Annotated in this window: 18 protein-coding genes and 3 pseudogenes; 17 read left to right on the plus strand and 4 right to left on the minus strand. The window is 67.9% G+C overall.

Annotated elements, in window-relative coordinates:
• Positions 1-300: 300 nt before the first annotated feature.
• The 6 genes and pseudogenes from ltrA to MYXE_RS01950 all read left to right on the plus strand — a co-directional run bounded on the left by ltrA (position 301) and on the right by MYXE_RS01950 (position 7,513).
• Positions 301-1,674, plus strand: coding sequence for a group II intron reverse transcriptase/maturase (gene ltrA / locus MYXE_RS01925; RefSeq protein WP_085196455.1), 1,374 nt, complete (start codon positions 301-303; stop codon positions 1,672-1,674).
• A gap of 110 nt (positions 1,675-1,784) precedes the next feature.
• Positions 1,785-3,383: a peptide ABC transporter substrate-binding protein gene (locus MYXE_RS01930; protein ID WP_039890601.1), complete on the plus strand. Its 1,599-nt coding sequence runs from the start codon at positions 1,785-1,787 to the stop codon at positions 3,381-3,383.
• A 1-nt stretch (position 3,384) separates the two neighbouring features.
• Positions 3,385-4,311: an ABC transporter permease gene (locus MYXE_RS01935; protein WP_003921625.1), complete on the plus strand. Its 927-nt coding sequence runs from the start codon at positions 3,385-3,387 to the stop codon at positions 4,309-4,311.
• Positions 4,304-5,164: an ABC transporter permease gene (locus MYXE_RS01940; protein ID WP_085193072.1), complete on the plus strand. Its 861-nt coding sequence runs from the start codon at positions 4,304-4,306 to the stop codon at positions 5,162-5,164. Before MYXE_RS01935 ends, MYXE_RS01940 begins: the two co-directional genes overlap by 8 nt.
• On the plus strand, positions 5,164-6,756 hold the full coding sequence (locus tag MYXE_RS01945; RefSeq protein WP_003921627.1) for a dipeptide ABC transporter ATP-binding protein: 1,593 nt from the start codon (positions 5,164-5,166) through the stop codon (positions 6,754-6,756). Before MYXE_RS01940 ends, MYXE_RS01945 begins: the two co-directional genes overlap by 1 nt.
• Positions 6,757-6,768: 12 nt before the next feature.
• Positions 6,769-7,513, plus strand: a pseudogene (locus MYXE_RS01950) (oxidoreductase).
• A gap of 418 nt (positions 7,514-7,931) precedes the next feature.
• Here MYXE_RS01950 and MYXE_RS01955 read toward each other — a convergent pair.
• Positions 7,932-8,789: an HAD-IB family hydrolase gene (locus MYXE_RS01955; protein ID WP_003921629.1), complete on the minus strand. Its 858-nt coding sequence runs from the start codon at positions 8,787-8,789 to the stop codon at positions 7,932-7,934.
• Between the two features lie 470 nt (positions 8,790-9,259).
• Here MYXE_RS01955 and ssd point away from each other — a divergent pair, with 470 nt between their 5' ends.
• From ssd to MYXE_RS01990, 7 genes and pseudogenes are all read left to right on the plus strand, one after another.
• A complete protein-coding gene (gene ssd / locus MYXE_RS01960; RefSeq protein WP_085193080.1) occupies positions 9,260-10,312 on the plus strand; it encodes a septum site-determining protein Ssd in 1,053 nt (350 codons plus the stop codon).
• Positions 10,309-11,475: a TadA family conjugal transfer-associated ATPase gene (locus MYXE_RS01965; protein WP_085193070.1), complete on the plus strand. Its 1,167-nt coding sequence runs from the start codon at positions 10,309-10,311 to the stop codon at positions 11,473-11,475. The genes ssd and MYXE_RS01965 overlap by 4 nt, the downstream gene beginning before the upstream one ends.
• Positions 11,472-12,266, plus strand: a complete 795-nt coding sequence (locus MYXE_RS01970) for a type II secretion system F family protein (RefSeq protein ID WP_085193069.1) — start codon at positions 11,472-11,474, stop codon at positions 12,264-12,266. The genes MYXE_RS01965 and MYXE_RS01970 overlap by 4 nt, the downstream gene beginning before the upstream one ends.
• Positions 12,263-12,853, plus strand: coding sequence for a type II secretion system F family protein (locus tag MYXE_RS01975; RefSeq protein WP_003921633.1), 591 nt, complete (start codon positions 12,263-12,265; stop codon positions 12,851-12,853). The genes MYXE_RS01970 and MYXE_RS01975 overlap by 4 nt, the downstream gene beginning before the upstream one ends.
• Before the next feature lie 36 nt (positions 12,854-12,889).
• Positions 12,890-13,096, plus strand: a complete 207-nt coding sequence (locus MYXE_RS01980) for a DUF4244 domain-containing protein (protein ID WP_085193068.1) — start codon at positions 12,890-12,892, stop codon at positions 13,094-13,096.
• 23 nt (positions 13,097-13,119) lie between these two features.
• Positions 13,120-13,451: pseudogene (locus MYXE_RS01985) on the plus strand (TadE family type IV pilus minor pilin).
• Positions 13,436-13,660 (plus strand): pilus assembly protein TadG-related protein, encoded by a 225-nt coding sequence (locus tag MYXE_RS01990; RefSeq protein ID WP_332102212.1) that lies wholly within the window; start codon positions 13,436-13,438, stop codon positions 13,658-13,660. Before MYXE_RS01985 ends, MYXE_RS01990 begins: the two are co-directional and overlap by 16 nt.
• Before the next feature lie 215 nt (positions 13,661-13,875).
• Here MYXE_RS01990 and MYXE_RS01995 read toward each other — a convergent pair.
• Positions 13,876-14,043: pseudogene (locus MYXE_RS01995) on the minus strand (GAF domain-containing protein); the annotation flags it as partial.
• A gap of 273 nt (positions 14,044-14,316) precedes the next feature.
• Positions 14,317-16,644: a DEAD/DEAH box helicase gene (locus MYXE_RS02000; RefSeq protein ID WP_085193079.1), complete on the minus strand. Its 2,328-nt coding sequence runs from the start codon at positions 16,642-16,644 to the stop codon at positions 14,317-14,319.
• A 280-nt stretch (positions 16,645-16,924) separates the two neighbouring features.
• On the opposite strand from MYXE_RS02000, the gene MYXE_RS02005 reads away from it, so the two are divergent.
• The 3 genes from MYXE_RS02005 (at position 16,925) to topA (ending at position 20,712) form a co-directional block, all read left to right on the plus strand.
• Positions 16,925-17,128 (plus strand): cold-shock protein, encoded by a 204-nt coding sequence (locus MYXE_RS02005; protein WP_003921638.1) that lies wholly within the window; start codon positions 16,925-16,927, stop codon positions 17,126-17,128.
• Positions 17,129-17,243: 115 nt separating this feature from the next.
• On the plus strand, positions 17,244-17,822 hold the full coding sequence (locus MYXE_RS02010; RefSeq protein WP_003921639.1) for a hypothetical protein: 579 nt from the start codon (positions 17,244-17,246) through the stop codon (positions 17,820-17,822).
• A gap of 121 nt (positions 17,823-17,943) precedes the next feature.
• Positions 17,944-20,712 carry a type I DNA topoisomerase gene (gene topA, locus MYXE_RS02015; RefSeq protein WP_039890612.1) on the plus strand — a complete coding sequence of 923 codons (2,769 nt, stop codon included), beginning with the start codon at positions 17,944-17,946 and terminating at the stop codon, positions 20,710-20,712.
• On the opposite strand, the gene MYXE_RS02020 is transcribed toward topA, so the two are convergent.
• On the minus strand, positions 20,709-22,325 hold the full coding sequence (locus MYXE_RS02020) for an adenylate/guanylate cyclase domain-containing protein (protein ID WP_232061703.1): 1,617 nt from the start codon (positions 22,323-22,325) through the stop codon (positions 20,709-20,711). The genes topA and MYXE_RS02020 overlap by 4 nt on opposite strands.
• Positions 22,326-22,392: 67 nt before the next feature.
• Between MYXE_RS02020 and MYXE_RS02025 the strand changes: the two genes are divergently transcribed.
• Positions 22,393-23,595 (plus strand): DNA polymerase III subunit delta', encoded by a 1,203-nt coding sequence (locus tag MYXE_RS02025; protein ID WP_085193064.1) that lies wholly within the window; start codon positions 22,393-22,395, stop codon positions 23,593-23,595.
• Positions 23,596-23,605 lie beyond the last annotated feature (10 nt).

Below are 23,605 nucleotides of genomic sequence, written 5' to 3' on the forward strand. Positions count from 1 at the left end.
AGCCGCTCATGTCACGGTGAAGGCCACGTCCGGCGAGTCCCGGTCCGGGGTCAGCTCGTCGGGTCTCCTCGGGGTAGGGGAGATGGCACGTGCACACAGTCTGGTTCGGAACTGGAGAGACCCGTCTGCGCACGCCCGCGTCGGGCAAGAGACCAAGGGTATAAGCCGATGGTGAAAGTCCTTGGAGCACAGCGGGAGTCCGAGGGGGTCATAGTACCGCTGATCGGCGTGCAGCATAACGCGTCGGGAGGGAAGGGCCCCTGCTTTGATCACGTGCGCGAAGCGGGTAAGTGTGAGGGCATGACCGGATCGCTCCGGTCCAATAACCCCGGCAAGCCATTGCTTGCCGTAGCCGATGACGAGCCGTTGAGCCCGTCGGGAGTGAAAGTGCGACAACTGCAACGGGCGCTATGGGCTGCGGCCAAGCAGTCTGAGGGTCGGCGTTTCCACGCCCTGTTTGACCGTATCTACAGGGGTGACGTCCTGTGGGAGGCGTGGTTTCGCGTGTGCAAGAACAAGGGCGCGGCCGGGGTGGATCGCATCACCGTGGCCGCGGTGGAGGACTACGGCGTGGACCGCATGTTGCGTGAGTTGCGCGGTGACCTTCGCACGGGTCGTTACCGTCCGGCGCCAGCGCGCCGGGTGGAGATCCCCAAACCACAGGGCGGTAAGCGGCCGTTGGGGATACCCACGGTGCGAGACCGGGTGGCCCAGGCGGCGGCCAAGATCGTGTTGGAACCGATTTTCGAGGCGGATTTCTTGTCGTGCTCGTATGGGTTTCGGCCGAGGCGGTCGGCGACGATGGCTAAGGAACGCTTGCGGACCGGGTTCATCGAGGGCTATCAGTTTGTGGTCGAGTTCGATATCGCCAATTTCTTCGGCGAAATCGACCACGACCGGCTACTGGCTCAGGTCAGTAAACGGGTTTCGGATCGGCGGGTGCTCAAACTGCTGCGCTTGTGGCTGCAGGCAGGAGTGATGGTCGAAGGTGTGTTGGAGCGGACGGTCGCAGGCACACCGCAGGGCGGGGTGATCTCGCCGCTACTGGCCAACATCTACCTGCACGTGCTCGACACTGAGTTATCTGCCCGTGGGGTGGGTGAGTTGGTGCGCTACGCCGATGACGGTGTGGTGCTGTGTCGCAACGCGGCACAAGCCGAGCACGCCTTGGCGGCGGTGGGAGAAATCTTGGCGTCATTGGGGTTGCGGCTGCATCCGGACAAAACGAAGGTAGTCGACCTACGGGAGGGTCGGGAGGGGCTGGATTTTCTGGGCTGTCACTTCCGAGCTCGCATGTCGGGGCGGCTGTGGGAACAACGGCGCATCGTGCGCTACTACCTGCACCGTTGGCCGTCACAGCGGGCGATGAAGCGGCTGCGGGAGAAGGTCCGCGACCGCACCGGCCGCAACCGCGCCGGGACAGACATCCGCGTCATCATCGCGGAGCTGACTCCGATCTTGCGCGGCTGGGGAAATTACTTTCGCACCGGCAACGCCGCCGACAAGTTCACCCAGATCGACCGGTACGTGTGGCGGCGGTTGTTCCGCTTGATGGTTAAGAAGCGGGGCCGCAACCTTCGTGCTGGGCAAGCTGATCAGTGGACTGAGCCGTGGTTCAACGGGCACGGCCTGTATCGACTTCGTGGCACCATCCGTTACCCGAAGGCTGCGTAACCATGTCTAGAAGATCATCGGTAAGCCGTGTGCGGGAAAACCGCACGCACGGATTGAAAGGGGGATGGGGAAACGGGTCTGCCTTGCAGACACCGCGCCCCTGACTACCAATGCGTCGGATGCACGCCATGGCGGCGGTGGCCGCGCTGCTGGCCGCAGTGCTCGCCGGTTGCGGGGGCGGCGGGCTCAGCCCCGACGTGGTGGTGGTCAACGGCGGCGAGCCGCAAAACCCGCTGATTCCGACCAACACCAACGACAGCAACGGCGGGCGCATCGTCGACCGGCTTTTCGCCGGCCTGATGTCATATGACGCCAACGGCACCCCGACGCTGGAGGTCGCACAGTCGATCGACACCACCGACAACATCAACTACCGGGTCGTGCTCAAACCGGGATGGACCTTCAGCGACGGATCACCGGTGACGGCTCGTTCGTTCGTCGACGCCTGGAACTACGGCGCGCTGGCCACCAATGCCCAACTGCAGCAAAGCTTCTTCAGCCCGATCGCCGGCTTCGATGAGCTGGCGGCACCGAAACCTGTCGCGACGGCCATGTCAGGACTGCGGGTGCTCAACGACCGTGAATTCACCGTGCAGCTCAAAGTGCCCACTATCGATTTCAAACTGCGGCTTGGCTTTTCGCCATTCTATCCGCTTCCGCCGGTAGCGTTCCGAGACATGACGGCGTTCGGGCAGCATCCGATCGGCAACGGTCCCTACAAGCTTGCCGACGGCGAATCCTGGCAGCACAACGTGAAAATCGACCTGGTGCCCAACCCCGCTTACCACGGCAGCCGGGCGCCGCAGAACAACGGGCTGCGTTTCGTCTTCTACGCCAACCTCGACACCGCCTACGCCGACCTGCTCTCGGCCAACCTCGATGTGCTGGACACGATTCCGACCAGCGTGCTGCCGGTTTACCGCAAAGACCTCGGCGGCCGTACCGTCACCGCACCCGCGGCGGTCAACCAGACCCTGGATACGCCGCTGCGGCTGGCGCACTTCGGGGGCGAAGAAGGCCGGCTGCGTCGGCTGGCCCTGTCGGCGGCGATCAACCGGGACCAGATCTGTCGACAGATCTTCGTCGAATCCCGCGCGCCCGCCCGTGATTTCACGGCCAGTTCACTGCCCGGATACGACCCGAACATCGAAGGCAGCGACGCGCTGGACTTCAACCCGGAGCGGGCCCGCCGGCTGTGGTCGCGGGCCAACAGCATCTCGCAATGGAGCGGGCGCTATGCGATCGCTTACAACGCGGACGGCGGTCACCAGGAGTGGGTGGACGCGGTGGCCAACAGCATCAAGAACACCCTGGGTATCGACGCGGTGGGCGCGCCACAACCCACGTTCGCGGGGTTTCGCACCCAGATCACCGGTCGCAGAATCACGACCGCGTTTCGCGCCGGCTGGCAGGGCGACTACCCGTCGATGCTGGAGTTTCTGGCACCCCTGTTCGTCACCGGGGCCGGCGCCAACGACGTCGGCTACTCCAACCGGGATTTCGACGTCGCGCTGGCCAACGCCGAGGCCGCGCCCAGCTTGCCACAGTCCTATGCGCTGGCCAACCAAGCTCAACGAATCCTGTTGCACGACATGCCAGTTGTGCCGCTGTGGTACACCATTAGCGTGGCCGGATACTCACCGGCGGTGAGCAACGTGACCCTGACTTGGAATGGTCTGCCCGACTACGAGCACATCCGCAAGACCTGACATGGCCTGGTACCTCGTCCGCCGTATCACGGTGATGGTCCCCGTTTTTCTGGGCGCCACCCTGCTGATTTACGGGATGGTTTTCCTGCTGCCGGGAGATCCGATAGCCGCGCTGGGCGGGGACCGGCCGCTGAGCCCCGCGGTGGCGGCACAGCTGCGAGCCCAGTACCACCTCGACGACCCGTTCGTGGTGCAGTACTTGCACTATCTGGCCGACATTGTGCGCGGTGACTTCGGCCGCGCCTACTCCGGTCTGCCGGTCAGCACCGTTTTGGCTCAAGCATTTCCAGTGACAATCCGGTTGGCGGCGATCGCGTTGGTGGTGGAGGCGCTCCTGGGCATCGGCTTCGGCGTGATCGCCGGGTTACGCCAGGGCGGCATCTTCGACGCCGGGGTGCTGATCGCGAGCCTGGTCATCATCGCGGTCCCGATCTTCGTGCTGGGTTTCGTGGCGCAGTTCGTCTTCGGCGTCCGGCTGGGAATCGCCCCGGTGACGGTGGGCGATCAGGCGACGTTCGCCCGGCTGTTGCTGCCCGGCATCGTGCTGGGTTCGGTGTCGTTTGCCTATGTGGTGCGGTTGACCCGTTCGGCGGTGGCCGCCAATGCCCACGCTGACTATGTGCGCACCGCGACCGCCAAAGGCCTTTCCCGGCCCCGGGTGGTCACCGTGCATATTCTGCGCAACTCGCTGATTCCGGTGGTGACGTTTCTCGGCGCGGACCTCGGCGCGTTGATGGGCGGGGCGATTGTGACCGAGGGGATCTTCAACATCCACGGTGTCGGCGGTGTGCTGTATCAGGCGGTCACCCGGCAGGAGGCGCCGACCGTGGTGTCCATCGTGACAGTGCTTGTCGTGGTGTACCTGATCACCAACCTGGTGGTCGACCTGGCCTACGCGGCCCTGGACCCCCGGATTCGTTATGGCTGAACATGTTGTCGGCCAAGGTTTTTGGCGCACTGCCTGGCGAGGGCTGCGTGGGCGACCGAAGTTTCTCGTGGCTGCAGCGCTGATCGCGTTCTTCGGTTTGGTCGCCGCCTTCCCCGCGTTGTTCACCAGCGCCGACCCGAGCTACGCCGACCCAGGCCAAAGCCTGCTGAACCCGTCGACTACCCATTGGTTCGGCACCGACCTGCAGGGCCACGACATTTACGCCCGCACCGTGTACGGTGCGCGGGCCTCCATCACCGTCGGGTTGGGCGCCACGCTGGCGGTGTTGGTCGTCGGCGGGACCCTCGGCGCGCTGGCCGGGTTCTACGGCGGCCGGATAGACACGGTGGTGTCCCGCATCGCCGACGTCTTCTTTGGCATACCGTTGCTGCTCGCCGCGATCGTGCTCATGCAGGTCATGCATCACCGCACGGTGTGGACCGTGATCGCGATCCTGGCATTGTTCGGCTGGCCGCAGATCGCCCGCATCGCGCGTAGCGCGGTCATCCAGGTGCGGGCCAGCGACTATGTGCTGGCAGCTGAGGCGATGGGGCTGAGCAGGTTTCGGATTCTGGTGTGGCACGCGCTGCCCAACGCGGTCGGCCCGGTGATCGCCGTCGCCACCATCGCGCTGGGGGCTTTCATCGTCACCGAAGCGACCTTGTCCTACCTCGGCGTCGGGCTGCCGCCGTCGGTGGTGTCCTGGGGCGGCGACATCGGCATTGCCCAGACCCGGCTGCGCGCCGGCTCTCCGATCTTGTTCTATCCCGCAGGCGCATTAGCGATTACGGTCTTGGCTTTCATGATGATGGGTGACGCGTTGCGCGATGCGTTGAATCCGGTGTCACGGTGATGACCAGCGCGGAACGCCCGCTGCTGGCGATCGAGGATCTAGAAGTCAGGTTCGGCGACGACGATGCCGCGGTTCGGGGAGTGTGGCTCGCGGTGCACCATGGCCAGACCGTCGCGGTGGTAGGCGAATCCGGCTCAGGCAAATCCACCACCGCAGCTGCCATACTCGGGCTGCTTCCCAGCCGGGGGCGGATCACCCGCGGTCGCATCCTGTTCGACGGCCTAGATCTCGCCGAGGCAAATCCGCGGGTGTTGCGGTCGATCCGTGGCCGGGGGATCGGTTACGTGCCGCAGGATCCGATGACCAACCTCAACCCGGTGTGGAGGGTCGGCTTCCAAATCCGAGAAGCATTGCGTGCCAACAATATCCCTGACCGCCAAGCGGTGGACCTGCTTGCCGAGGCGGGCATGCCGGATCCGGCCACCCAGGCCCGCCGTTACCCGCATCAGCTGTCCGGCGGCATGTGCCAGCGCGCGCTCATCGCGATCGGATTGGCCGGACGACCCCAACTGCTGATCGCCGATGAACCGACCTCTGCGCTCGACGTCACCGTGCAGCGAAGGGTGCTCGATCATCTGCAGCGCCTGGCCCGCGACCGCGGGACCGCGGTATTGCTGATCACCCATGACCTGGCACTCGCCGCCGAACGCGCCGAGCATCTGGTCGTGATGAAGCGCGGTGTCGTCGTGGAATCTGGTGATGCACAAGATGTTCTGGCCAATCCGCGGCGCGACTACACGCGTCAGCTCATCGCCGCCGCACCGGCTATGCGCCCAGCGGACAGACGCGCGCGGGCAGCCGGTGACGACATCGTGGTCGCCTCGGAGTTGACCAAGGTCTACCGGGTGTCGCGCGGCGCGCCGTGGCGAAAGGTGGAGCTGCGCGCCGTCGACGGCGTGTCGTTTCGGCTGCGGCGCGCCACCACGTTGGGGATCGCTGGCGAATCCGGCTCAGGCAAATCCACGCTGGCCCGATTGGTGCTCGGTCTGCTGCAACCGAGCTCAGGCACAGTGCTTTTCGACGGCCAGGATATCGGTGCGCTAGATCGCCAACAGGCGTTCGCGTTTCGTCGGCGAATCCAACCTGTGTTTCAAAACCCTTACAGCAGTTTAGATCCCGTGTACTCGGTGTTTCGGGCCATCGAGGAGCCGCTGCGCATCCACGGCATCGGCGACCGTCGGCAACGCGCGCAAGCGGTGCGTGAACTCGCCGCCCAAGTGGCGTTGCCGTCGTCGCTGCTGGGCCGGTTGCCACGCGAGCTGTCCGGAGGTCAGCGCCAGCGGGTCGCGATCGCCCGAGCGCTGGCGTTGCACCCGGAGGTGCTGGTGTGCGACGAGGCCGTCTCGTCGCTCGACGTCGTGGTACAGGCCCAGATACTGGACCTGCTCGCCGACCTACAGGCTCGACTCGGCCTGACCTATCTGTTCATCAGCCACGATCTGGCGGTGATACGCCAAATCGCCGACGAGGTCCTGGTGATGCGCGCCGGGCGGGTGGTCGAGCACGCGCCGACCGAGGACGTGTTCACCCGGCCGCAACATGACTACACCCGCCAACTGCTCGACGCCATCCCCAGCGCGCCGACCCGATAATGTGGGCCTTCCGTGACCGATGACCCGCTGGCACCGCTGCTGGAGCTCCACGGCGTGGCCGCGGCCTGCGAACAGGTACGTGACGCGCTGGGCCGCGCGCACCGGCACCGGGCCAACCTGCGGGACTGGCCGGTGACCGCGGCCGAGGCGGCGCTGCGGGCGGCGCGGGCCTCGGCCGTGCTCGACGGCGGCGTGCTCAACCTGGCCGACCCCGCGGCCAGTGACCCGATATTCGCCGGCGCGCTGCGGGTGGCTCAAGCGCTGGAAGGTGGACAGACCAGCCTGGTCGGGGTGTGGCAGCGGGCGCCGATGCAGGCGCTGGCCCGGCTGCACATGCTCGCGGGCGCCGGTCGAGTCGACGAGGACCAGCTGGGCCGCCTCGGGGGACGCCGACGTAGCGGCGCGTCTTGAGCTGCTCGCGGACCTGGTCAGCGGCGGCACCCAGGCCCCGGCGGCGGTGGTGGCAGCGGTCGCGCACGGTGAGCTGTTGACGCTGGCCCCGTTCGGCAGCGCCGATGGTGTGGTGGCCAGGGCGGTGTCGCGGCTGGTGACAGTTGCCACCGGACTGGACCCCCATGGGCTGGGCGTGCCCGAGGTGTATTGGATGCGCCGTGCCGCCGAATATCGCGACGCCGCCGGCGGCTTCGCCAGCGGCACGGCCGAAGGCGTCAGGGCCTGGGTGCTGTTGTGCTGCCGCGCGCTGCAAGCCGGTGCGCGCGAGGCGCTGTCGATCGCCGACGCCGTGGCGCGTGGTTAGCCGAGCCGGTCGGAAACAAGCCCCACGCACATGTGAAGCGGGCGACGATCCGAATGGTCTCGGCGCGCCGCCCGCTAGCACGGAACTCGGTTACCAAGCGTGCAACTTCGGGTTGCGTGGGTTGGCCTCGGCGATCTTGCGAAGTGTCCGGCTGCAACCCCACCCAAAGGGTCGTCGACACCGTCCGATCTTCGCAATTACGCAGGCCCGCAACACTTCTGCCATTATCGCGGCTGTAGCTCCGCGTGGGTGCCGGTATCCGTGCTGGGCCGCCCGGATCGGGAGACCGATTCTTCTCTTCCGAATCGACCTTGGCCTCACCGGGCTTCCGTGACTCCTTTGTACTACGTGACCCCTATCACATCAAGACTTAAATGCGGGCGACGGTCTCACTTGCCCCCGCCGGAGTTTGCTGACGCTAGAACGCGAAGCGGCGCAGCAGAGAGTAGGTGACGGCTCCGGCGGCCAGCGCGCTGAAGCCCACCGCGGCCGTCGTGGCGACCGCGGCGCTCGACGGCGCCGGAATGCGGTCCCGCAAAGACACCGGCCGAGAAAACGTCAGCACTGGCCAGCCCCGGGTGTTCGCGACCTTGCGCAGCGCTCGATCCGGGTTGACCACACTGGGATGGCCAACCGCCTCGAGCATCGGCAAGTCGGTGATCGAGTCGGAGTAGGCGTAACAGTGTTCCAGCGCATACCCTTCCCGGGCGGCCAGCTGCCGGATCGCCTCCACCTTGCCCTCGCCGTAGCAGTAGAAGGCGATCTCGCCGGTGTATTTGCCGTCGTTGACCACCATCTTGGTCGCCATCGCGTGGGTGGCGCCCACCGCACGGGCGATCGGTGCCACCAGCTCTTCGCCGGAGGCCGATACCACCACCACGTCGCGGCCGCACAGCTTGTGGCCGGCGATGAGATCGGCCGCTTCGGCGAACACCAGCGGGGTGACGATATCGTGCAGGGTCTCGTTGACGATCGACTTGACCTGCTCGACATCCCAGCCGCTGCACATGTTGGTCAGGTGGATGCGCATCCGGTTCATTTGGTCATGGTCGGCACCCGACAACAGGTAGAGGAACTGGGCGTAACTGGACTTGAGCACCGTGCGCCGGTTGATCAGCCCCTGGTCGAAGAAGGGTTTACTGAACGCCAGCGTGCTGGACTTGGCGATGATCGTCTTGTCGAGGTCGAAGAACGCGGCGGTGCGGGGTTGCGGATCCGGTTGCTCGGGTGCCGACGACGAAGTTTGCTGCGGCGCGGCCGAATTGGCGACGGTCACCGGCTCAGCATAGGGCGATGCCCGCACAGGATGTGCGGGTGTGGATAAAGGAGCGGCTCAGAGCGGGTGCGGCCGGCGCGCCCGGCGATGATTTCGTGCCTGAAATTACTAAGGTGTCCTGCTTTCTATTGCAAGCAGCACTTGCGCTTGCCTGCACTGTCGCGTGTATAGTAACCAGTACTCGGCCTGTGCCGAGGTGTATCAGCCCGACCCCCCGGGGCTGATACACGACGACCCTCGCCTCCTCCCCCCCTGGCGGGGGTCGTCCCTTTTCGAGTGCTCTGTCGAGCGTTGCGGAATCGCCTTTCCATGTGCCAGTGGTGAGCCCGTGACTGAGTTGTGCACAGACCGGCGGCTATCCACAAATTCTGCGCTGGCACTGGCGGTCTAGCGCAGCGGCCCGCCACGGTGGGGACGTGACCTCCACCCGCAGCCGACTCGGCCCGACCCACGATGTCGGCGTGCTGGCGATGCTCGATGACCCGCTTTTGCGCGACGAACTCGACCGGGCGGCCGCCGCGGTCGGGGTGCGGGTGGTCCACACCAGTGACTCGGCGGCAGCGAACCGAAAAACCTGGTCGGCGGCGGCCGCTGTGGTGCTCGACGCGGCGGCGTCCACCCGGTGCGGGCAGCAGGCACTGCCGCGACGCTCCCACGTGGTCGTGGTGTCCGGCACCGAACCCGACGCGTCGACGTGGGCGGCCGCAGTTGCCGTCGGCGCCCAACGAGTTCTGGTGTTGCCCGCACAAGAGCACCAGCTCGTCGGTGAGCTCGCCGATGCCGCGGAGTCGGTGCGCGACCAGCGGCTGCGCGGCGGGGTGGTCGCGGTTATCGGCGGGCGTGGAGGAGCTGGCGCATCGGTGTTTGCGGCTGCGTTAGCGCAGGTCGCCGGCGACGCGCTGCTGGTCGATCTCGACCCCTGGGGTGGTGGCATCGACCTACTGCTGGGCTGCGAAAATGCGCCTGGACTGCGCTGGCCGGATCTCGCGGTGCAGGGCGGGCGGCTCGACTGGTCGGCGCTGCGCGAGGCGCTGCCGCGGCACCGCGGCGTGAGCACACTCTCATCCCCCCGCACCAGCCACGAGTTGGATCCCGGGCCGGTGGAGGCTGTGATCGACGCCGGGCGCCGCGGCGGGGTCACCGTGGTCTGTGATATTGCGCGCCGGCTGAGCGATGCGTGCGAAACCGCTGTGCAGTCAGCTGATCTGGTTGTGCTGGTCAGTCCGTGTGATGTGCGGGCGTGCGCGGCAGCCGCGTCCATCGCACCGCTGCTGTGCACGATCAACCCCAACGTGGGGCTCGTTGCGCGCGGTCCGTCGCCGGGCGGCCTGCGTGCCGGTGAAGTCGCTATGGTCGCCGCCGTGCCGTTGTTGGCGTCGATGCGAGCCGACCCGCGAATCGCGGAGCGACTCGAACACGGCGGGCTGCGGCTGGGGCGGCGATCCGCCTTGGCGGGCGCGGCCCGTCGCGTCCTCGCCCTGCTGCCCAGCCGACCGGCGCAGTCAGAAAGCGGGGCAGCGTGAGCGGTTCCCTGATCGACCGGGTGCGTGAGCGGCTTGCCGCCGAGTCCGGGCCGCTGCGGCCGAATGTGGTGGCCGCCGCAATCCGCGCGGAGTCCGGCGGGGTGCTCGGCGACACCGAGGTGCTGTCCAACTTGCGGGTCCTGCAGACCGAACTCAGCGGCGCCGGCATCCTGGAGCCGCTACTGTGCGCCGACGGTGTCACCGACGTCCTGGTCACCGCTCCCGATGCGGTTTGGGTTGACGACGGAAATAGCTTGCGACGCAGTGAAATCCGGTTTGCCGACGAGGCGGCGGTGCGCCGCCTGGCGCAGCGGCTGGCGCTGGCCGCCGGGCGCCGTCTCGACGACGCCCAGCCCTGGGTGGACGGCCAGCTGACCGGTGTCGGGTCCGGGCGATTCGCGGTGCGGCTGCATGCGGTGCTACCGCCGATCGCTGCCGACGGCACGTGCCTGTCGTTGCGGGTACTGCGCCCGGCCACCCAGGATCTGGCGGCATTGACCGCGGCCGGCGCGATCGCGCCGCAGGCCGCCCAGCTGCTCGCCGACATCCTGGCTGCCCGGTTGGCGTTCCTGGTGTCGGGCGGCACCGGCGCGGGGAAAACGACTCTGCTGGCAGCGATGTTGGGTGCGGTGTCGCCCGACGAGCGGATCGTCTGCGTCGAAGACGCCGCCGAGCTGGCACCCCCGCACCCGCATCTGGTCAAGCTGGTGGCGCGCTGCGCCAACGTCGAAGGCGTGGGCGAAGTGACGGTGCGCCAACTCGTGCGGCAGGCCTTGCGCATGCGCCCCGATCGCATCGTGGTCGGCGAGGTCAGGGGCGCCGAGGTGGTGGATCTGCTGGCGGCGTTGAACACCGGCCACGACGGGGGCGCGGGCACGGTCCACGCCAACAGCCCCGGCGAGGTCCCGGCGCGACTGGAAGCGTTGGCCGCCCTGGGCGGCCTTGGCCGGGCCGCACTGCATAGTCAGCTCGCTGCAGCGGTCCAAGTGCTGTTGCACGTCGCGCGGGACCGGGCCGGCCGTCGCCGACTTGCCGAGATCGCCGTGTTACGCCAAAGCGACTGCGGGCGAGTCGATGTCGTCACGGTATGGCAGGCGAGACGCGGGCTCACAGACGCCGCAGACGATTTGCGCCGCCTGCTGGACTCCCGGATGTCGACGTGACTGGCCCAGCGGCTGCCGCGTTGACGTTGTCGCTCGCGGTGGCGGTGTTGCCCTCATCTCCGCGGGCCCGACTCGCCCCGGGCAGCCCACCGGATCGGCAGTCGTGCCGAAGGTGGGCGGGGTGGACCGCCGGATGTGCCGCGGCGGTGGCGGCCGTATTGCTGCCATTGACAACGGCTCTCGCCACTGCAGTAGTCGGCGCCACCGTCGCGCTGCGCTACCGTCGGCACCGGCATGGCCGGCTCGGTGTCGACGAGAGCCGGTCGCTGGAAGCCGCGCTCGATGTCCTGGTCGGCGAACTGCGCACGGGAGCTCATCCGGTGCAGGCATTCTCGGTTGCTGCCGCCGAAACCGGTGGCATCGTCGCCGATCGCTTCCACACGGTCGCCGCACGCGCGCGGCTAGGTGCCGATGTCGCCGCGGGTCTGCGCAGCGCCGCCCGGTCCTCGGCGATGCCGGCGCATTGGGATCGACTCGCGGTGTGCTGGCAGCTCGCTGCTGAGCATGGCTTGGCGATGTCGGCACTAATGCGCGCGGCTCAGCGCGATATTGCTGAGCGGCAAAGGTTTTCGGCACAGGTGAGAGCGCGAATGGCGGGAGCACGCGCCACCGCGGCAATACTGGCGGGACTGCCGGTGTTGGGCGTGCTGCTGGGCCAGCTGATCGGGGCGCAACCATTGCGTTTCTTGCTGGGCGGCCATGCCGGCGGTTGGTTGCTGGTGGTCGGAACCATGCTGGTGTGCGGCGGGCTGGTGTGGTCGGACCGAATCACCGATCGGGTGGCGTCGTGAGCGCCGCGGCGGTGTTGCTGGCGCTGGCGTTGCTGGCCGCAGCCGGTCCGTCGGCCGTGCGGGTCCGGGCCGGGTTGCGATGCCGCGCGGTCCGCCCGCGGCGGGCAACCGGGCGCGCAGCGGACCCGCTTGCGGTCGCGTCAAGCCTGGACGTGTTCGCGGTCTGCTTGGCGGCCGGCATGGCAGTGCCGACCGCGGCCGCCGCGACCGCCGCGTCGGCACCCCCGCGCTTGGCCCGCCTGCTTCGCCGGACCGCTGATCTGCTCACACTGGGCGCCGATCCGGCTGCCGCCTGGTCGCCGCCGCCGGATCTGTCGGGCGCCTCACTTGACATTCACACCCAAGCGTTGCTGCGGTTGGCCCGGCGGTCAGCGAGTTCGGGTGCCGCGCTCGCCGACGGCGTCACTGAACTCGCCGGACAATGCCGCCGCGATGCCGCGCACGCCGCCGAGGCGACCGCCGAGCGCGCCGCGGTGTTGATCGCCGGTCCGTTGGGCCTGTGTTTTCTGCCAGCGTTTGTCTGTTTGGGCATCGTTCCGGTGGTGGTGGGCCTGGCCAACGACGTCCTGCAATCGGGGCTGCTGTGAAGCGTGGTCACTTCGGTTTGGAGAAGGGAGACAAAAATGCGCAAGGACAACATGTTTCGCGCATTGCATGCGCGCCTGGTGCTTTTGGTGGTCGACGAGTCGGGCATGTCCACCGTCGAGTACGCCATCGGGACCATTGCGGCCGCCGCGTTCGGGGCGATCCTCTACACGGTCGTCACCGGCGATTCCATCGTGAATGCGTTGACCAACATCATCGCCCGGGCGCTGAACACCAAGACGTAGCCGACGATGCCGGTGTCAGCACTGTGGAGGCCGCCTTGGCGATCGCCGCGCTGGTCGCGGTGCTGGTGCTGTGCGTTGCGGGTGTCACCGCAATGTCGATGCAGGTGCGTTGTGTCGACGCCGCGCGGGAGGCGGCTCGACTGGCGGCGCGAGGCGACGAGCGCGCGGTCGACGCCGCTCGGCGCGTCGCGCCGCGGGCAGCGCAGGTGCAGGTGCGCCGCGACGGCGAGTTCGTCGTCGCGACCGTCACCGCGCGGTCGAACCTGTTGCCTGCGTTGGTCATTGGAGCCGAGGGGATTTCGGCAGCCGAGCCGCTGCGGTGAGGACGGCGCGGCCACCGTGCTCGCAGCGGTGATGGTTGCTGTGCTGCTGTGCGTCACCGGTGGCGGGGCATACCTCGGCTCGGTCGTGGTGGCCCGCCACCGCGCACAGGCGGCCGCCGACCTGGCTGCGCTTGCCGCAGCCGCGCGGGTGTCGGCTGGCGCCGACGTGGCCTGCGCCCGGGCGGCGTGGTGGCCCGTCGGATGCGGGCCGGCGACCTCGAATGCGCCGTGCAGGGGCTAGACGTCGTCGTCACGGTCGGGGCGGCGGTGGTAGGAGGGGCGACGGCCAGGGCGGCGGCCCGTGCGGGGCCCGTCGACACGGCCGGGTGAACGACGGCGTGCGCTCAGCCGGTGTGGTTACCGGAGCGCGATAACCCCGCTTCGGCCAGTTCGCGGTCGGTTGGCAGTCGCAGCGAGATCAGTCCGGCAAACGTCTTGTCTTCGATTTGGATCCGGGCTCGCCCGGGTTCGAATCGACTCGGCAATCGCCGTTCGGATGGCCGCGAGATGTGGGTTGCGTCGCAGGAAGGCGGTAATCGGCACCAGGTTGCGTGGCTGCGTTCCCTGCGCCACCACGATCGGTTCTTTGCCCAGTGTCTCCACCAGCAGCCAGTCATGGCCCATGCCAGCGACTTTACGGCGGCCGGCACGATTATCGGCCCCATTGAGCTCGTCTAAACAGGTTTGCGGCCCCGCGACTTTCGTCGATGAGTTGCGCGCAGTGTGCTGGCCGGGTATCTTGCTGCTGCGCCCGAAGCCGTCGGGATTGGGAACGGATCGCGTTGTCCGACCGTTCGTCGCGCCGTGTCGCAAGTTCGGCACGTCCCGGTCTAGTCAGCAAAGCGTTGGCGGTGTTGCCGCCATGGCCACGGACGTCGCCCGTCGAGGGGTCGGTCGTCATCCGTCGGTCAATGCGGCGAGCACCAACCGCAACACGGCGACCGCACCCGCTTTGTCCAGCGGTTGGTTGCCGCTTCCGCATTTCGGCGACTGCACACACGACGGGCAGCCGGTGGGGCATTCGCACGCCTCGATCGCCGCGGCCGTCGCGCTCAGCCAGGTCCTCGCCTGACGAAAGCCGCGTTCGGCGAAGCCGGCCCCGCCCGGATAGCCGTCGTAGACAAAGACAGTGGGCAGCCGGGCAAACGGGTCGGGACCCACCGCGGCCGACAGCCCGCCGATGTCGCCCCGGTCGCAGCTGGCCACCAGCGGCAGCAGCCCGATCGCCGCGTGCTCGGCCGCGTGCAGAGCGCCCGGGATTCGCGGCCCGTCGATGCCGTTGCGCTGCAATGACTCTGGGGTGATCGTATACATGACTGCGGTGGTGGGCAGGGTGTGTGCCGGCATGTCGAGGTCGATGAAGTCGAGTACCTCGCCGTTGAGCCGGCGGCGCAGGTAGCCGATGACCTGGTTGGTGACGGTCACCGGGACCAAGCCCAGCGTCACCGGCCCGAAAACCATGCGCTCGCCTTCGCCGGTGACCGCGATGTCGGTGACTTCCCGTGCGAATGTGGCATATCCGGGGTCTTCGGCGTGGACAAACGCGATGCCGTCCTCGGTGTCGAGTGAGTCGACGACGTAACTGTCGCCCTGGTGCAGGTATACCGCTCCGGGGTGCACAGTCGCCGGGGCTTGGCTGGCGCTGGCGGTGCCCAACAGCCGCCCGGTGTCGGCCTCCACGATGACGACCTGGCCGTCGGTGGGCCCCCGGATGTCGACGGCAGGATGCGGGTCCAGACCCGGCGCGGGAAAGTACTTGCCGAAGCGGTGCCTCAGCAGGCCGTCGTCGACCAGCGTGCTGGCCACATCTTCAGCGCGCAACGCCCGAACTTCATCGTCGTCGAGTGTCAATTCAGTTGCTGCACAGAGCAATTGCGGACCCAGAAGATATGGGTTGGCCGGATCGATCACGACCCGCTCGATGGGCTTGTCCAGCAACGCCGCCGGGTGGTGCACCAGGTAGGTGTCCAGTGGATCGTCGCGGGCGATCAGCACGATCAGGGCACCCTGGCCGCGGCGCCCGGACCGTCCGGCCTGCTGCCAGAACGAGGCGACCGTGCCCGGGAACCCGGCGATCACCACGGCATCCAGGCCCGCGATGTCGACGCCCAACTCGAGTGCGTTGGTGGTGGCCAGACCGCGCAGCCGGCCCTCGGCCAGCGCATGCGCGAGCGCGCTGCGCTCCTCGGCGAGATAACCCGCCCGGTAGGACGCCACTTTGTCAGCCAGCTCCGGCGCGATGTCTCGCAGACGAGACCGCGCGGCCAGCGCGGTCAGTTCCGCACCGCGCCGCGAGCGCACAAATGTCAGCGTGCGCGCGCCCTCGGCGACCAGATCAGCCATGAGCCGTGCCGCCTCAGCACCGGCGGAGCGGCGTACCGGGGCGCCGTTTTCACCGGTCAAGTCGCGGCGCAACGCGGGCTCCCACAGGGCTACCGTGCGCGCCCCCTGAGGGGAACCGTCGTCGGTGACCTCCTCAACAGGTTGGCCGATCAGCTCGCTGGCCGTCGCGCCCGGCGACGCCGTCGTCGCACTGGCGAAGATGAACGTCGGGCGCACATCGGGATGAGCGGCGTACCGAGCGCACAACCGCAGCAGGCGACGCAAAACCATCGCCACGTTGGAGCCGAAAACGCCGCGGTAGTAATGGCATTCGTCAATCACCACGAAACGCAGTCCGCGCAAAAACACCGCCCAGCGGGCATGGTTGCGCAATATCGACAGATGAACCATGTCCGGATTGGAAAACAGCCACCGAGAGCGCTCCCGCGCGAAGCGGCGCACCTCGGCGGGGCTGTCGCCGTCGTATGCGGTGGGCGCCACGTCGGCCAGTCGCGGGATTGCTGCGGTCAGCGCGTGCGCGGTGCGCAGCTGGTCATGGCCGAGCGCTTTGGTCGGCGACAGATACAGCGCTCGTGCCCGTGGATCGGCGGCGAGCGCGTTGAGAATGGGAAGCTGGTAGGCCAGCGATTTGCCCGAGGCGGTCCCGGTGCTGAGGACCACATGACGGCCCGCGTGGGCCAATTCCGCGGCGCGGTACTGGTGCGACCACGGTCGGCCGATGCCGTAGTCGTTGAACGCGCGAACCACCTCCGGTTGCGCCCAGGTCGGCCAGCTGCGCGGTTGGCCGGCCTGCGGGGCCAGTTCGGCGACATGCCGCAACGGATGCTCGCCCGGCTCGACGCCGGCGACTACGGCGGCGAGCAACTCGCTGCCGAATGCCACGTGTGCCTCCTCGCGCCGGCTATCAACTGCATTGTTCACCACCTGATTGGGCGAATTGCTGGCCACAAGCTGTCGCTCGAGCCGGGAACATGATTGACTTATGGCGGTCGCAGCTTCTGTGTTCGTGTCAAACTTTCGCAGGATCGACGTTGCGGCCGCGGTTCCTGCGAGGGTGTAGGTCGGGTGAGTTCCGAGCGACTCCGCGAGGTATGGCGGTCACAGCAGGCCCGGGCACCGAAACACGGTGCACCGCACCCAGAAGAGAAGGAAAGATCGAGAAATGCCACAGGGAACTGTGAAGTGGTTCAACGCGGAGAAGGGATTCGGCTTCATCGCCCCCGAGGACGGTTCGGCCGACGTGTTCGTCCACTACACGGAAATCCAGGGAACGGGCTTCCGCACGCTTGAGGAGAATCAGCGAGTCGAGTTCGAAGTCGGTCAAAGCCCCAAGGGGCCGCAGGCGACCGACGTCCGTTCCATCTGAGCGAAAGCTTCTGGCGAAAATCCCCGCGTGGTCCCGGTTACCGGGTCCGCCGGGGGTTTTCGTTATGCGACTGCGCAGCGCGAATCGTCGCCCGAGGTGACCTACTGTCGGTGACGTGAGCCAGCTGTCCTTTTTCTCGGCGGAGTCGGTGCCGCCCGCGGTCGCCGACCTCACCGGGGTGCTGGCGGCGCCCGGCCAGATCGTGATCGTGGGCGCCGGTGCGCGGCTATCGGTCGTGGTTGAGCAGCCGTGGCGGGCCGCGGCGCTGGCCGCGATGATCGACGACGCGGGCTTGGTGCCCGAGATCACCCGCACCGACGAAGACACCCCGCTGGTGCGCACGGCCGTCGACCCCCGGCTGCGGGCGATCGCCGCCGAGTGGACCCGCGGGGCGGTCAAGACCGTACCCCCGCAGTGGCTGCCGGGCCCGCGGGAGCTGCGGGCCTGGACGCTGGCAGCCGGGTGCCGGGACGCCGACCGCTACCTGCTCGGGCTCGACCCCCACGCGCCCGACACCCATTCACCGCTGGCGTCGGCGCTGATGCGGGTGGGGATCGCACCCACCCTCATCGGCACCCGCGGCAGCCGGCCCGCGTTGCGGATCAGCGGTCGGCGACGGCTATCGCGCCTGGTAGAAAACGTCGGGGAACCGCCTGCCGACCCGCAGGCGTTGTCGCAGTGGCCCCGCGTTTAGCCGCCAACCACGGCACCGGTCCCGGAGAGTCGGTTTGCGTCGGCTGGCCGGGGGTGCCACATTGTCAGTTGTCCACAGGGTTGACCGAGGGTCTTTGGACAGAGATGGAGCGTAGGCACAGTTGGCTAACGGCGGCCGCAGCAGCGGCAGAAATGGAAGCGCGCGGCGACTCGTCATCGTGGAGTCGCCGACCAAAGCGCGCAAACTAGCCGGCTACCTGGGCTCCGACTACATCGTCGAGTCCTCCCGGGGGCACATCCGCGACCTGCCACGAAACGCCGCAGACGTGCCCGCCAAGTACAAATCCGAACCGTGGGCACGCCTCGGCGTGGACGTCGACCACAACTTCGAACCGCTGTACATCATCAGCCCCGACAAGAAAAACACGGTCAACGAACTCAAGGCCCGGCTTAAAGACGCCGACGAGCTGTATCTGGCCACCGACGGCGACCGTGAGGGTGAGGCCATCGCCTGGCACCTGCTGGAGACGCTTAAACCGCGCATACCGGTCAAGCGGATGGTGTTCCACGAGATCACCGAACCCGCGATCCGCGCGGCCGCCGAGCATCCCCGCGATCTGGACAACGACCTCGTCGACGCCCAAGAGACCCGTCGCATCCTGGACCGGCTGTACGGCTACGAGGTCAGTCCGGTGCTGTGGAAGAAGGTCGCGCCCAAGCTTTCGGCTGGCCGGGTTCAGTCGGTGGCCACCCGCATCATCGTGCAGCGCGAACGCGAGCGGATGGCGTTCCGCAGCGCCGAATACTGGGACGTGGTCGCCGAGCTGGACGCCAGCGTCTCCGATCCCGGTGCGACCCCACCCACCTTCTCGGCCCGGCTGACCAGCGTCGACGGGTTGCGCGTGGCCACCGGGCGCGATTTCGACTCGCTGGGCGTGCTGCGCAAACCCGACGAAGTGGTTGTGCTCGACGAGGCGGGCGCCACCGCGATCGCCGAAGGGTTGCGTGGCGCGCAGCTGACCGTGGCGTCCGCCGAGGAGAAGCCCTACACCCGCCGACCGTATGCGCCGTTCATGACCTCGACGCTGCAGCAGGAAGCCGGCCGTAAGCTGCGGTTCTCCGCGGAACGGACGATGAGCGTGGCGCAGCGGCTCTACGAAAACGGCTACATCACCTATATGCGCACCGACTCCACCACGCTGTCGGAGTCGGCGATCAACGCCGCCCGCACTCAAGCGCGACAGCTCTACGGCGAGGAGTACGTCTCGCCGTCGCCGCGGCAGTACACCCGCAAGGTCAAAAACGCCCAGGAGGCGCACGAAGCGATCCGCCCTGCCGGTGAGACGTTCGCCACGCCCGACGCGGTGCGCCGCGAGCTCGACGGTGACGACTTCCGCCTCTACGAACTGATCTGGCAGCGCACGGTGGCCTCGCAGATGGCCGACGCGCGCGGCACCACGCTGAGCCTGCGGATCGCCGGGACGTCGGGTGAGCGGCAGGTGGTGTTCTCCGCGACCGGGCGCACCATCACCTTCCCCGGGTTCTTGAAGGCCTATGTGGAAACCGTCGACGAACTGGCCGGCGGAGAGGCCGACGACGCCGAGCGGCGCCTGCCGCACCTGAGCGAGGGGCAGCGGGTCGACGCCGCCGAAGTGATCCCGGATCAGCACTCCACCAACCCGCCGCCGCGTTACACGGAAGCCTCGCTGGTCAAAGCACTCGAGGAGCTAGGCATCGGGCGGCCGTCGACGTACTCGTCGATCATCAAGACCATCCAGGACCGCGGCTATGTGTACAAGAAGGGCAGCGCCCTGGTGCCGTCGTGGGTGGCGTTCGCGGTCACCGGGCTTTTGGAACAGCATTTCGGCCGGCTCGTCGACTACGAGTTCACCGCCGCGATGGAAGACGGTCTCGACGAGATTGCCGCCGGCCACGAGCACCGCACGAACTGGCTGTCCAACTTCTACTTCGGCGGCGACTATGGGGTACCGGGTTCGGTGGCGCGTTCGGGGGGCTTGAAGAAGCTGGTCGGCGTCAACCTCGAAGGCATCGACGCGCGAGAAGTCAACTCCATCAAGTTGTTTGACGACGCCGAAGGACGTCCCATCTATGTGCGGGTGGGCAAGAACGGTCCCTATTTGGAACGCATGGTCGCCGGCGACGACGGCGAGCCGACGCCTCAGCGGGCCAATCTCAACGACACCCTGGCACCCGACGAGCTGACGTTGGAGGTGGCCGAAGAGCTTTTCGCCACCCCGCAGGAGGGCCGGGTGCTGGGCGTGGATCCCGAGACCGGCTACCAGATCGTCGCCAAAGACGGCAGGTATGGGCCGTATGTCACCGAGGTCCTGCCCGAGGAGCCCGACGATGACGGCGCTGCCGACAGGAAGGGCAAAAAACCCGCTCGCCCCAAACCCCGTACCGCGTCGCTACTGCGCAGCATGGACCTGCAGACCGTCACCCTCGATGACGCGCTGAAACTGCTGTCGCTGCCTCGTGTCGTCGGCGTCGACCCCGACACGGGCGAGGAGATCACTGCACAGAACGGCCGTTACGGGCCATACCTCAAGCGGGGCAACGACTCTCGATCGCTTACGAGCGAAGACCAGATTTTCAGCATCACGTTGGACGAGGCGCTGAAGATCTACGCCGAGCCCAAACGCCGCGGCCGGCAAAGCGCCTCGGCGCCGCCGTTACGTGAACTGGGAATCGACCCGGCGTCGGGTAGGCAGATGCTGGTCAAGGATGGCCGGTTCGGACCTTATGTCACCGACGGGGAGACCAACGCCAGTCTTCGCAAGGGCGACGACGTGTTGTCGATCACCGACGAGCGCGCCGCCGAATTGCTGGCAGATCGCCGGGCCCGCGGGCCGGTCAAGCGGACCGCCAAGAAGACGACCCGCAAGGCACCGGCGAAGAAGCGGGCTTAGCTACTCACCTCGCTGGAAACCTGTTCGGGCGCAGCGAGATTCAAAGGCCTGGCCAGCTGGGTGGGCGCGGTTCGCCCGCGCAGTTCGACGACTTCGCCAACCTCCCAGCACAACGCTTCTGCGTCGATTGCGCCGCTGACCGCGACCGCGGATGCCAGCACGTGGCCCTCTTCGAGCTTGGCCAGCTCGGTGAGCCGGGCGGCCTCGTTGACCGGGTCGCCGATCACGGTGTATTCGAAGCGGGCCTGCGCGCCGATGTGGCCGGCGATCGCGCGGCCGGCCGAGACCCCGATCCCGAACTCCAGCGAACCCAGCACCGGCAGCAGCGCGTCGTGTAGTTCGCGCGCGGCCGCCAACGCGCCGCCGGAAGCGTCGGGGTGCTCGATGGGCGCGCCGAAGATCGCCAGCGCGGCATCCCCCTGGAATTTGTTGACGAAACCGCCGTGGCGGCCAACGGTTTCCACGATCACCCGGAAGAATTCGTTGAGCAGGTTGACGACCTCGGCGGGCGGCCGGGTCGCCGCCAGCTGGGTGGAGCCGACCATGTCGACGAACAGCACGGCGACGTCGCGTTCCTGCCCGCCCAGTTCGGTGCCGCGCTCCAGGGCGCGGCGGGCGACGTCTTCGCCCACGTAGCGGCCGAAGAGGTCGCGCAGCCGTTGCCGCTCGGCCAGGTCGCGCACCATGTCGTTGAAGCCGGCCTGTAGCAGGCCCAGTTCGCTGGCGTCGTAGATCTGCATGTGCGCGTTGTAGTTTCCGCGCTGCACCTCGCCGAGCGCCCAGCGCAGCTGGCGCAGCGGGTCGGCGATCGACATGGCCACCAACAGAGTGCTGGCCAGCCCGATCACCAATGCCAGCAGTGCCATCAGCAGGATCGGGTTGAGCAGCTTTTCGGGTGGCCCGTGCAGGAACGCGGCCTTGTCGGCCATTACGGCCAGCACGATGGCCAGCAGCGGCACCCCGGTCGACAGCGCCCACGTCAGCAATTGGCGCAGGATGACACCGGGTGCGCGCACGTTCTCGGGCACGCCGCCCCGCAGGGCGGCAACCGCCACCGGCCGCAGGACCCGTTCGGCCTGCAGGTAGCCGATGATCGCGGTCGCGGCGGCACCCAGGGCGACGGCAACACCCACCACCGGTCCTAGCTGGCTGGTCTTTCGCCAACTGGCGACGATGAACACCACGCCGCCCACGCACCAGTAGCACAGGCTGATCAGCACGCGGTAGAACGGCATCCGCAGCGCGCGGATGCGGGCCAGCTCGGTGGTGCCCGGGTCGGTGTCGGCGAGCAGGCTGTCGCGCCGCTGCCACCGAAAAACCGGCACCAGCAGCCGCACGCTCACCGAGAACCCGGTGGCGACGAGCACGACCAGCGTGATTGCGAAGAGCGTCAGGTTGGTCCGGGGCAGGTCCTGCAGCTCGACGCGGTCCTCGGGCGGCAAGCCGTAGCGCAGGAAGCCGAGCACCAGCAGTGCGCCGATGATGTCGGCCTGAAATATGCTCAGCGAGAACACCGGCCACGGCGTGCGCACCAGCCAGCGGAGGAACGCGCTGGTTCGTCCGCTCAGTGTCGCTGCGGTGTTCACGGACCCACCGTATCCGGCTGTCGGCACTTAGCGGCAACCAAAAAGCAGGTTGCGCCGCAGCTGGTGTCGGCGGTGACCAGTACTGTTTGCGGTGATGCCCGGGGTGTTCGCGCGGTTGGTCGGCCAGCAGGCCGTGGAGGCCGAGCTGGTGGCCGCTGCCCGCGCGGCCCGCGGTGATTCGGCTCACAGCCCCGCGATGTCGCATGCGTGGCTGATCACCGGCCCGCCCGGCTCGGGGCGTTCGGTGGCGGCGCTGTGCTTCGCGGCCGCCCTGCAGTGCACCTCCGATGGTGTTCCGGGCTGCGGACAGTGCCGGGCGTGCACCACGACGATGGCCGGCACCCACGCAGATGTGCGGCGCGTGATCCCGGAAGGCTTGTCCATCGGCGTGGACGAGATGCGGGCCATCGTGCAAATCGCGTCGCGGCGCCCCAGCACCGGGCGCTGGCAGATCGTGCTGATCGAAGACGCCGACCGGCTGACCGAAGGGGCGGCCAACGCGCTGCTCAAGGTCGTCGAGGAACCGCCGCCGTCGACGGTGTTCCTGCTGTGTGCGCCGTCGGTCGACCCCGAAGACATCGCGATTACGCTGCGTTCCCGCTGCCGCCACGTGGCGCTGGTCACCCCGTCGGCCACGGCGATCGCCCAGGTCCTGGTCGACGGCGACGGGCTGGACGCCGACACCGCAGCCTGGGCGGCCTCGGTCAGCGGCGGTCATGTGGGGCGGGCGCGGCGGCTGGCCACCGATCCAGATGCGCGGCGACGGCGCCAGCGAGCGCTGGAGCTGGCCCGCGACGCGGCAACCCCGTCACGGGCCTACGCCGCCGCCGAGGAGCTGGTGGCCGCCGCGGAGGCGGAGGCTTACGAGCTGACCGCCGGCCGCGACGAGGCAGAGACCGAGGAGTTGCGGACGGCGCTGGGTGCCGGAGGCACCGGCAAGGGCACCGCGGCTACCTTGCGGGGCTCGACCGGGGCCATCAAAGACCTTGAGCGACGCCAGAAGTCGCGTCAGACCAGGGCGTCACGCGATGCGCTGGACCGGGCGCTGATCGACCTGGCGACCTACTTCCGGGATTCGCTGATGGTGGCCACCGGGGCGCACACGGTGCGCGCCAACCACCCCGACATGGCGGATCGGGCGGCCGCGATGGCCGCGCATGCCTCCCCGGAACGGCTGCTGCGCTGCATCGAAGCAGTGCTGCAGTGCCGCGAAGCGCTGGCTGTCAACGTCAAACCGAAGTTCGCCGTCGACGCGATGGTCGCCACCATTGGCCAGGCGCTGCGGGTCGACCGGTAGAGTAGTGCCG

Origin of the sequence: Mycobacterium xenopi (genome assembly GCF_009936235.1) — a bacterium.
GTDB classification, from domain to species: domain Bacteria; phylum Actinomycetota; class Actinomycetes; order Mycobacteriales; family Mycobacteriaceae; genus Mycobacterium; species Mycobacterium xenopi.

What these genes read in the sequence shown, in the direction of transcription:
- ltrA (WP_085196455.1), top strand. Translation starts at nt 301, where the DNA reads ATGACCGGATCGCTCCGGTCCAATAACCCCGGCAAGCCATTGCTTGCC.
- MYXE_RS01930 (WP_039890601.1), top strand. Translation starts at nt 1,785, where the DNA reads ATGCGTCGGATGCACGCCATGGCGGCGGTGGCCGCGCTGCTGGCCGCA.
- MYXE_RS01935 (WP_003921625.1), top strand. Translation starts at nt 3,385, where the DNA reads ATGGCCTGGTACCTCGTCCGCCGTATCACGGTGATGGTCCCCGTTTTT.
- MYXE_RS01940 (WP_085193072.1), top strand. Translation starts at nt 4,304, where the DNA reads ATGGCTGAACATGTTGTCGGCCAAGGTTTTTGGCGCACTGCCTGGCGA.
- MYXE_RS01945 (WP_003921627.1), top strand. Translation starts at nt 5,164, where the DNA reads ATGACCAGCGCGGAACGCCCGCTGCTGGCGATCGAGGATCTAGAAGTC.
- ssd (WP_085193080.1), top strand. Translation starts at nt 9,260, where the DNA reads ATGCTCGATGACCCGCTTTTGCGCGACGAACTCGACCGGGCGGCCGCC.
- MYXE_RS01980 (WP_085193068.1), top strand. Translation starts at nt 12,890, where the DNA reads ATGCGCAAGGACAACATGTTTCGCGCATTGCATGCGCGCCTGGTGCTT.
- MYXE_RS02005 (WP_003921638.1), top strand. Translation starts at nt 16,925, where the DNA reads ATGCCACAGGGAACTGTGAAGTGGTTCAACGCGGAGAAGGGATTCGGC.
- MYXE_RS02025 (WP_085193064.1), top strand. Translation starts at nt 22,393, where the DNA reads ATGCCCGGGGTGTTCGCGCGGTTGGTCGGCCAGCAGGCCGTGGAGGCC.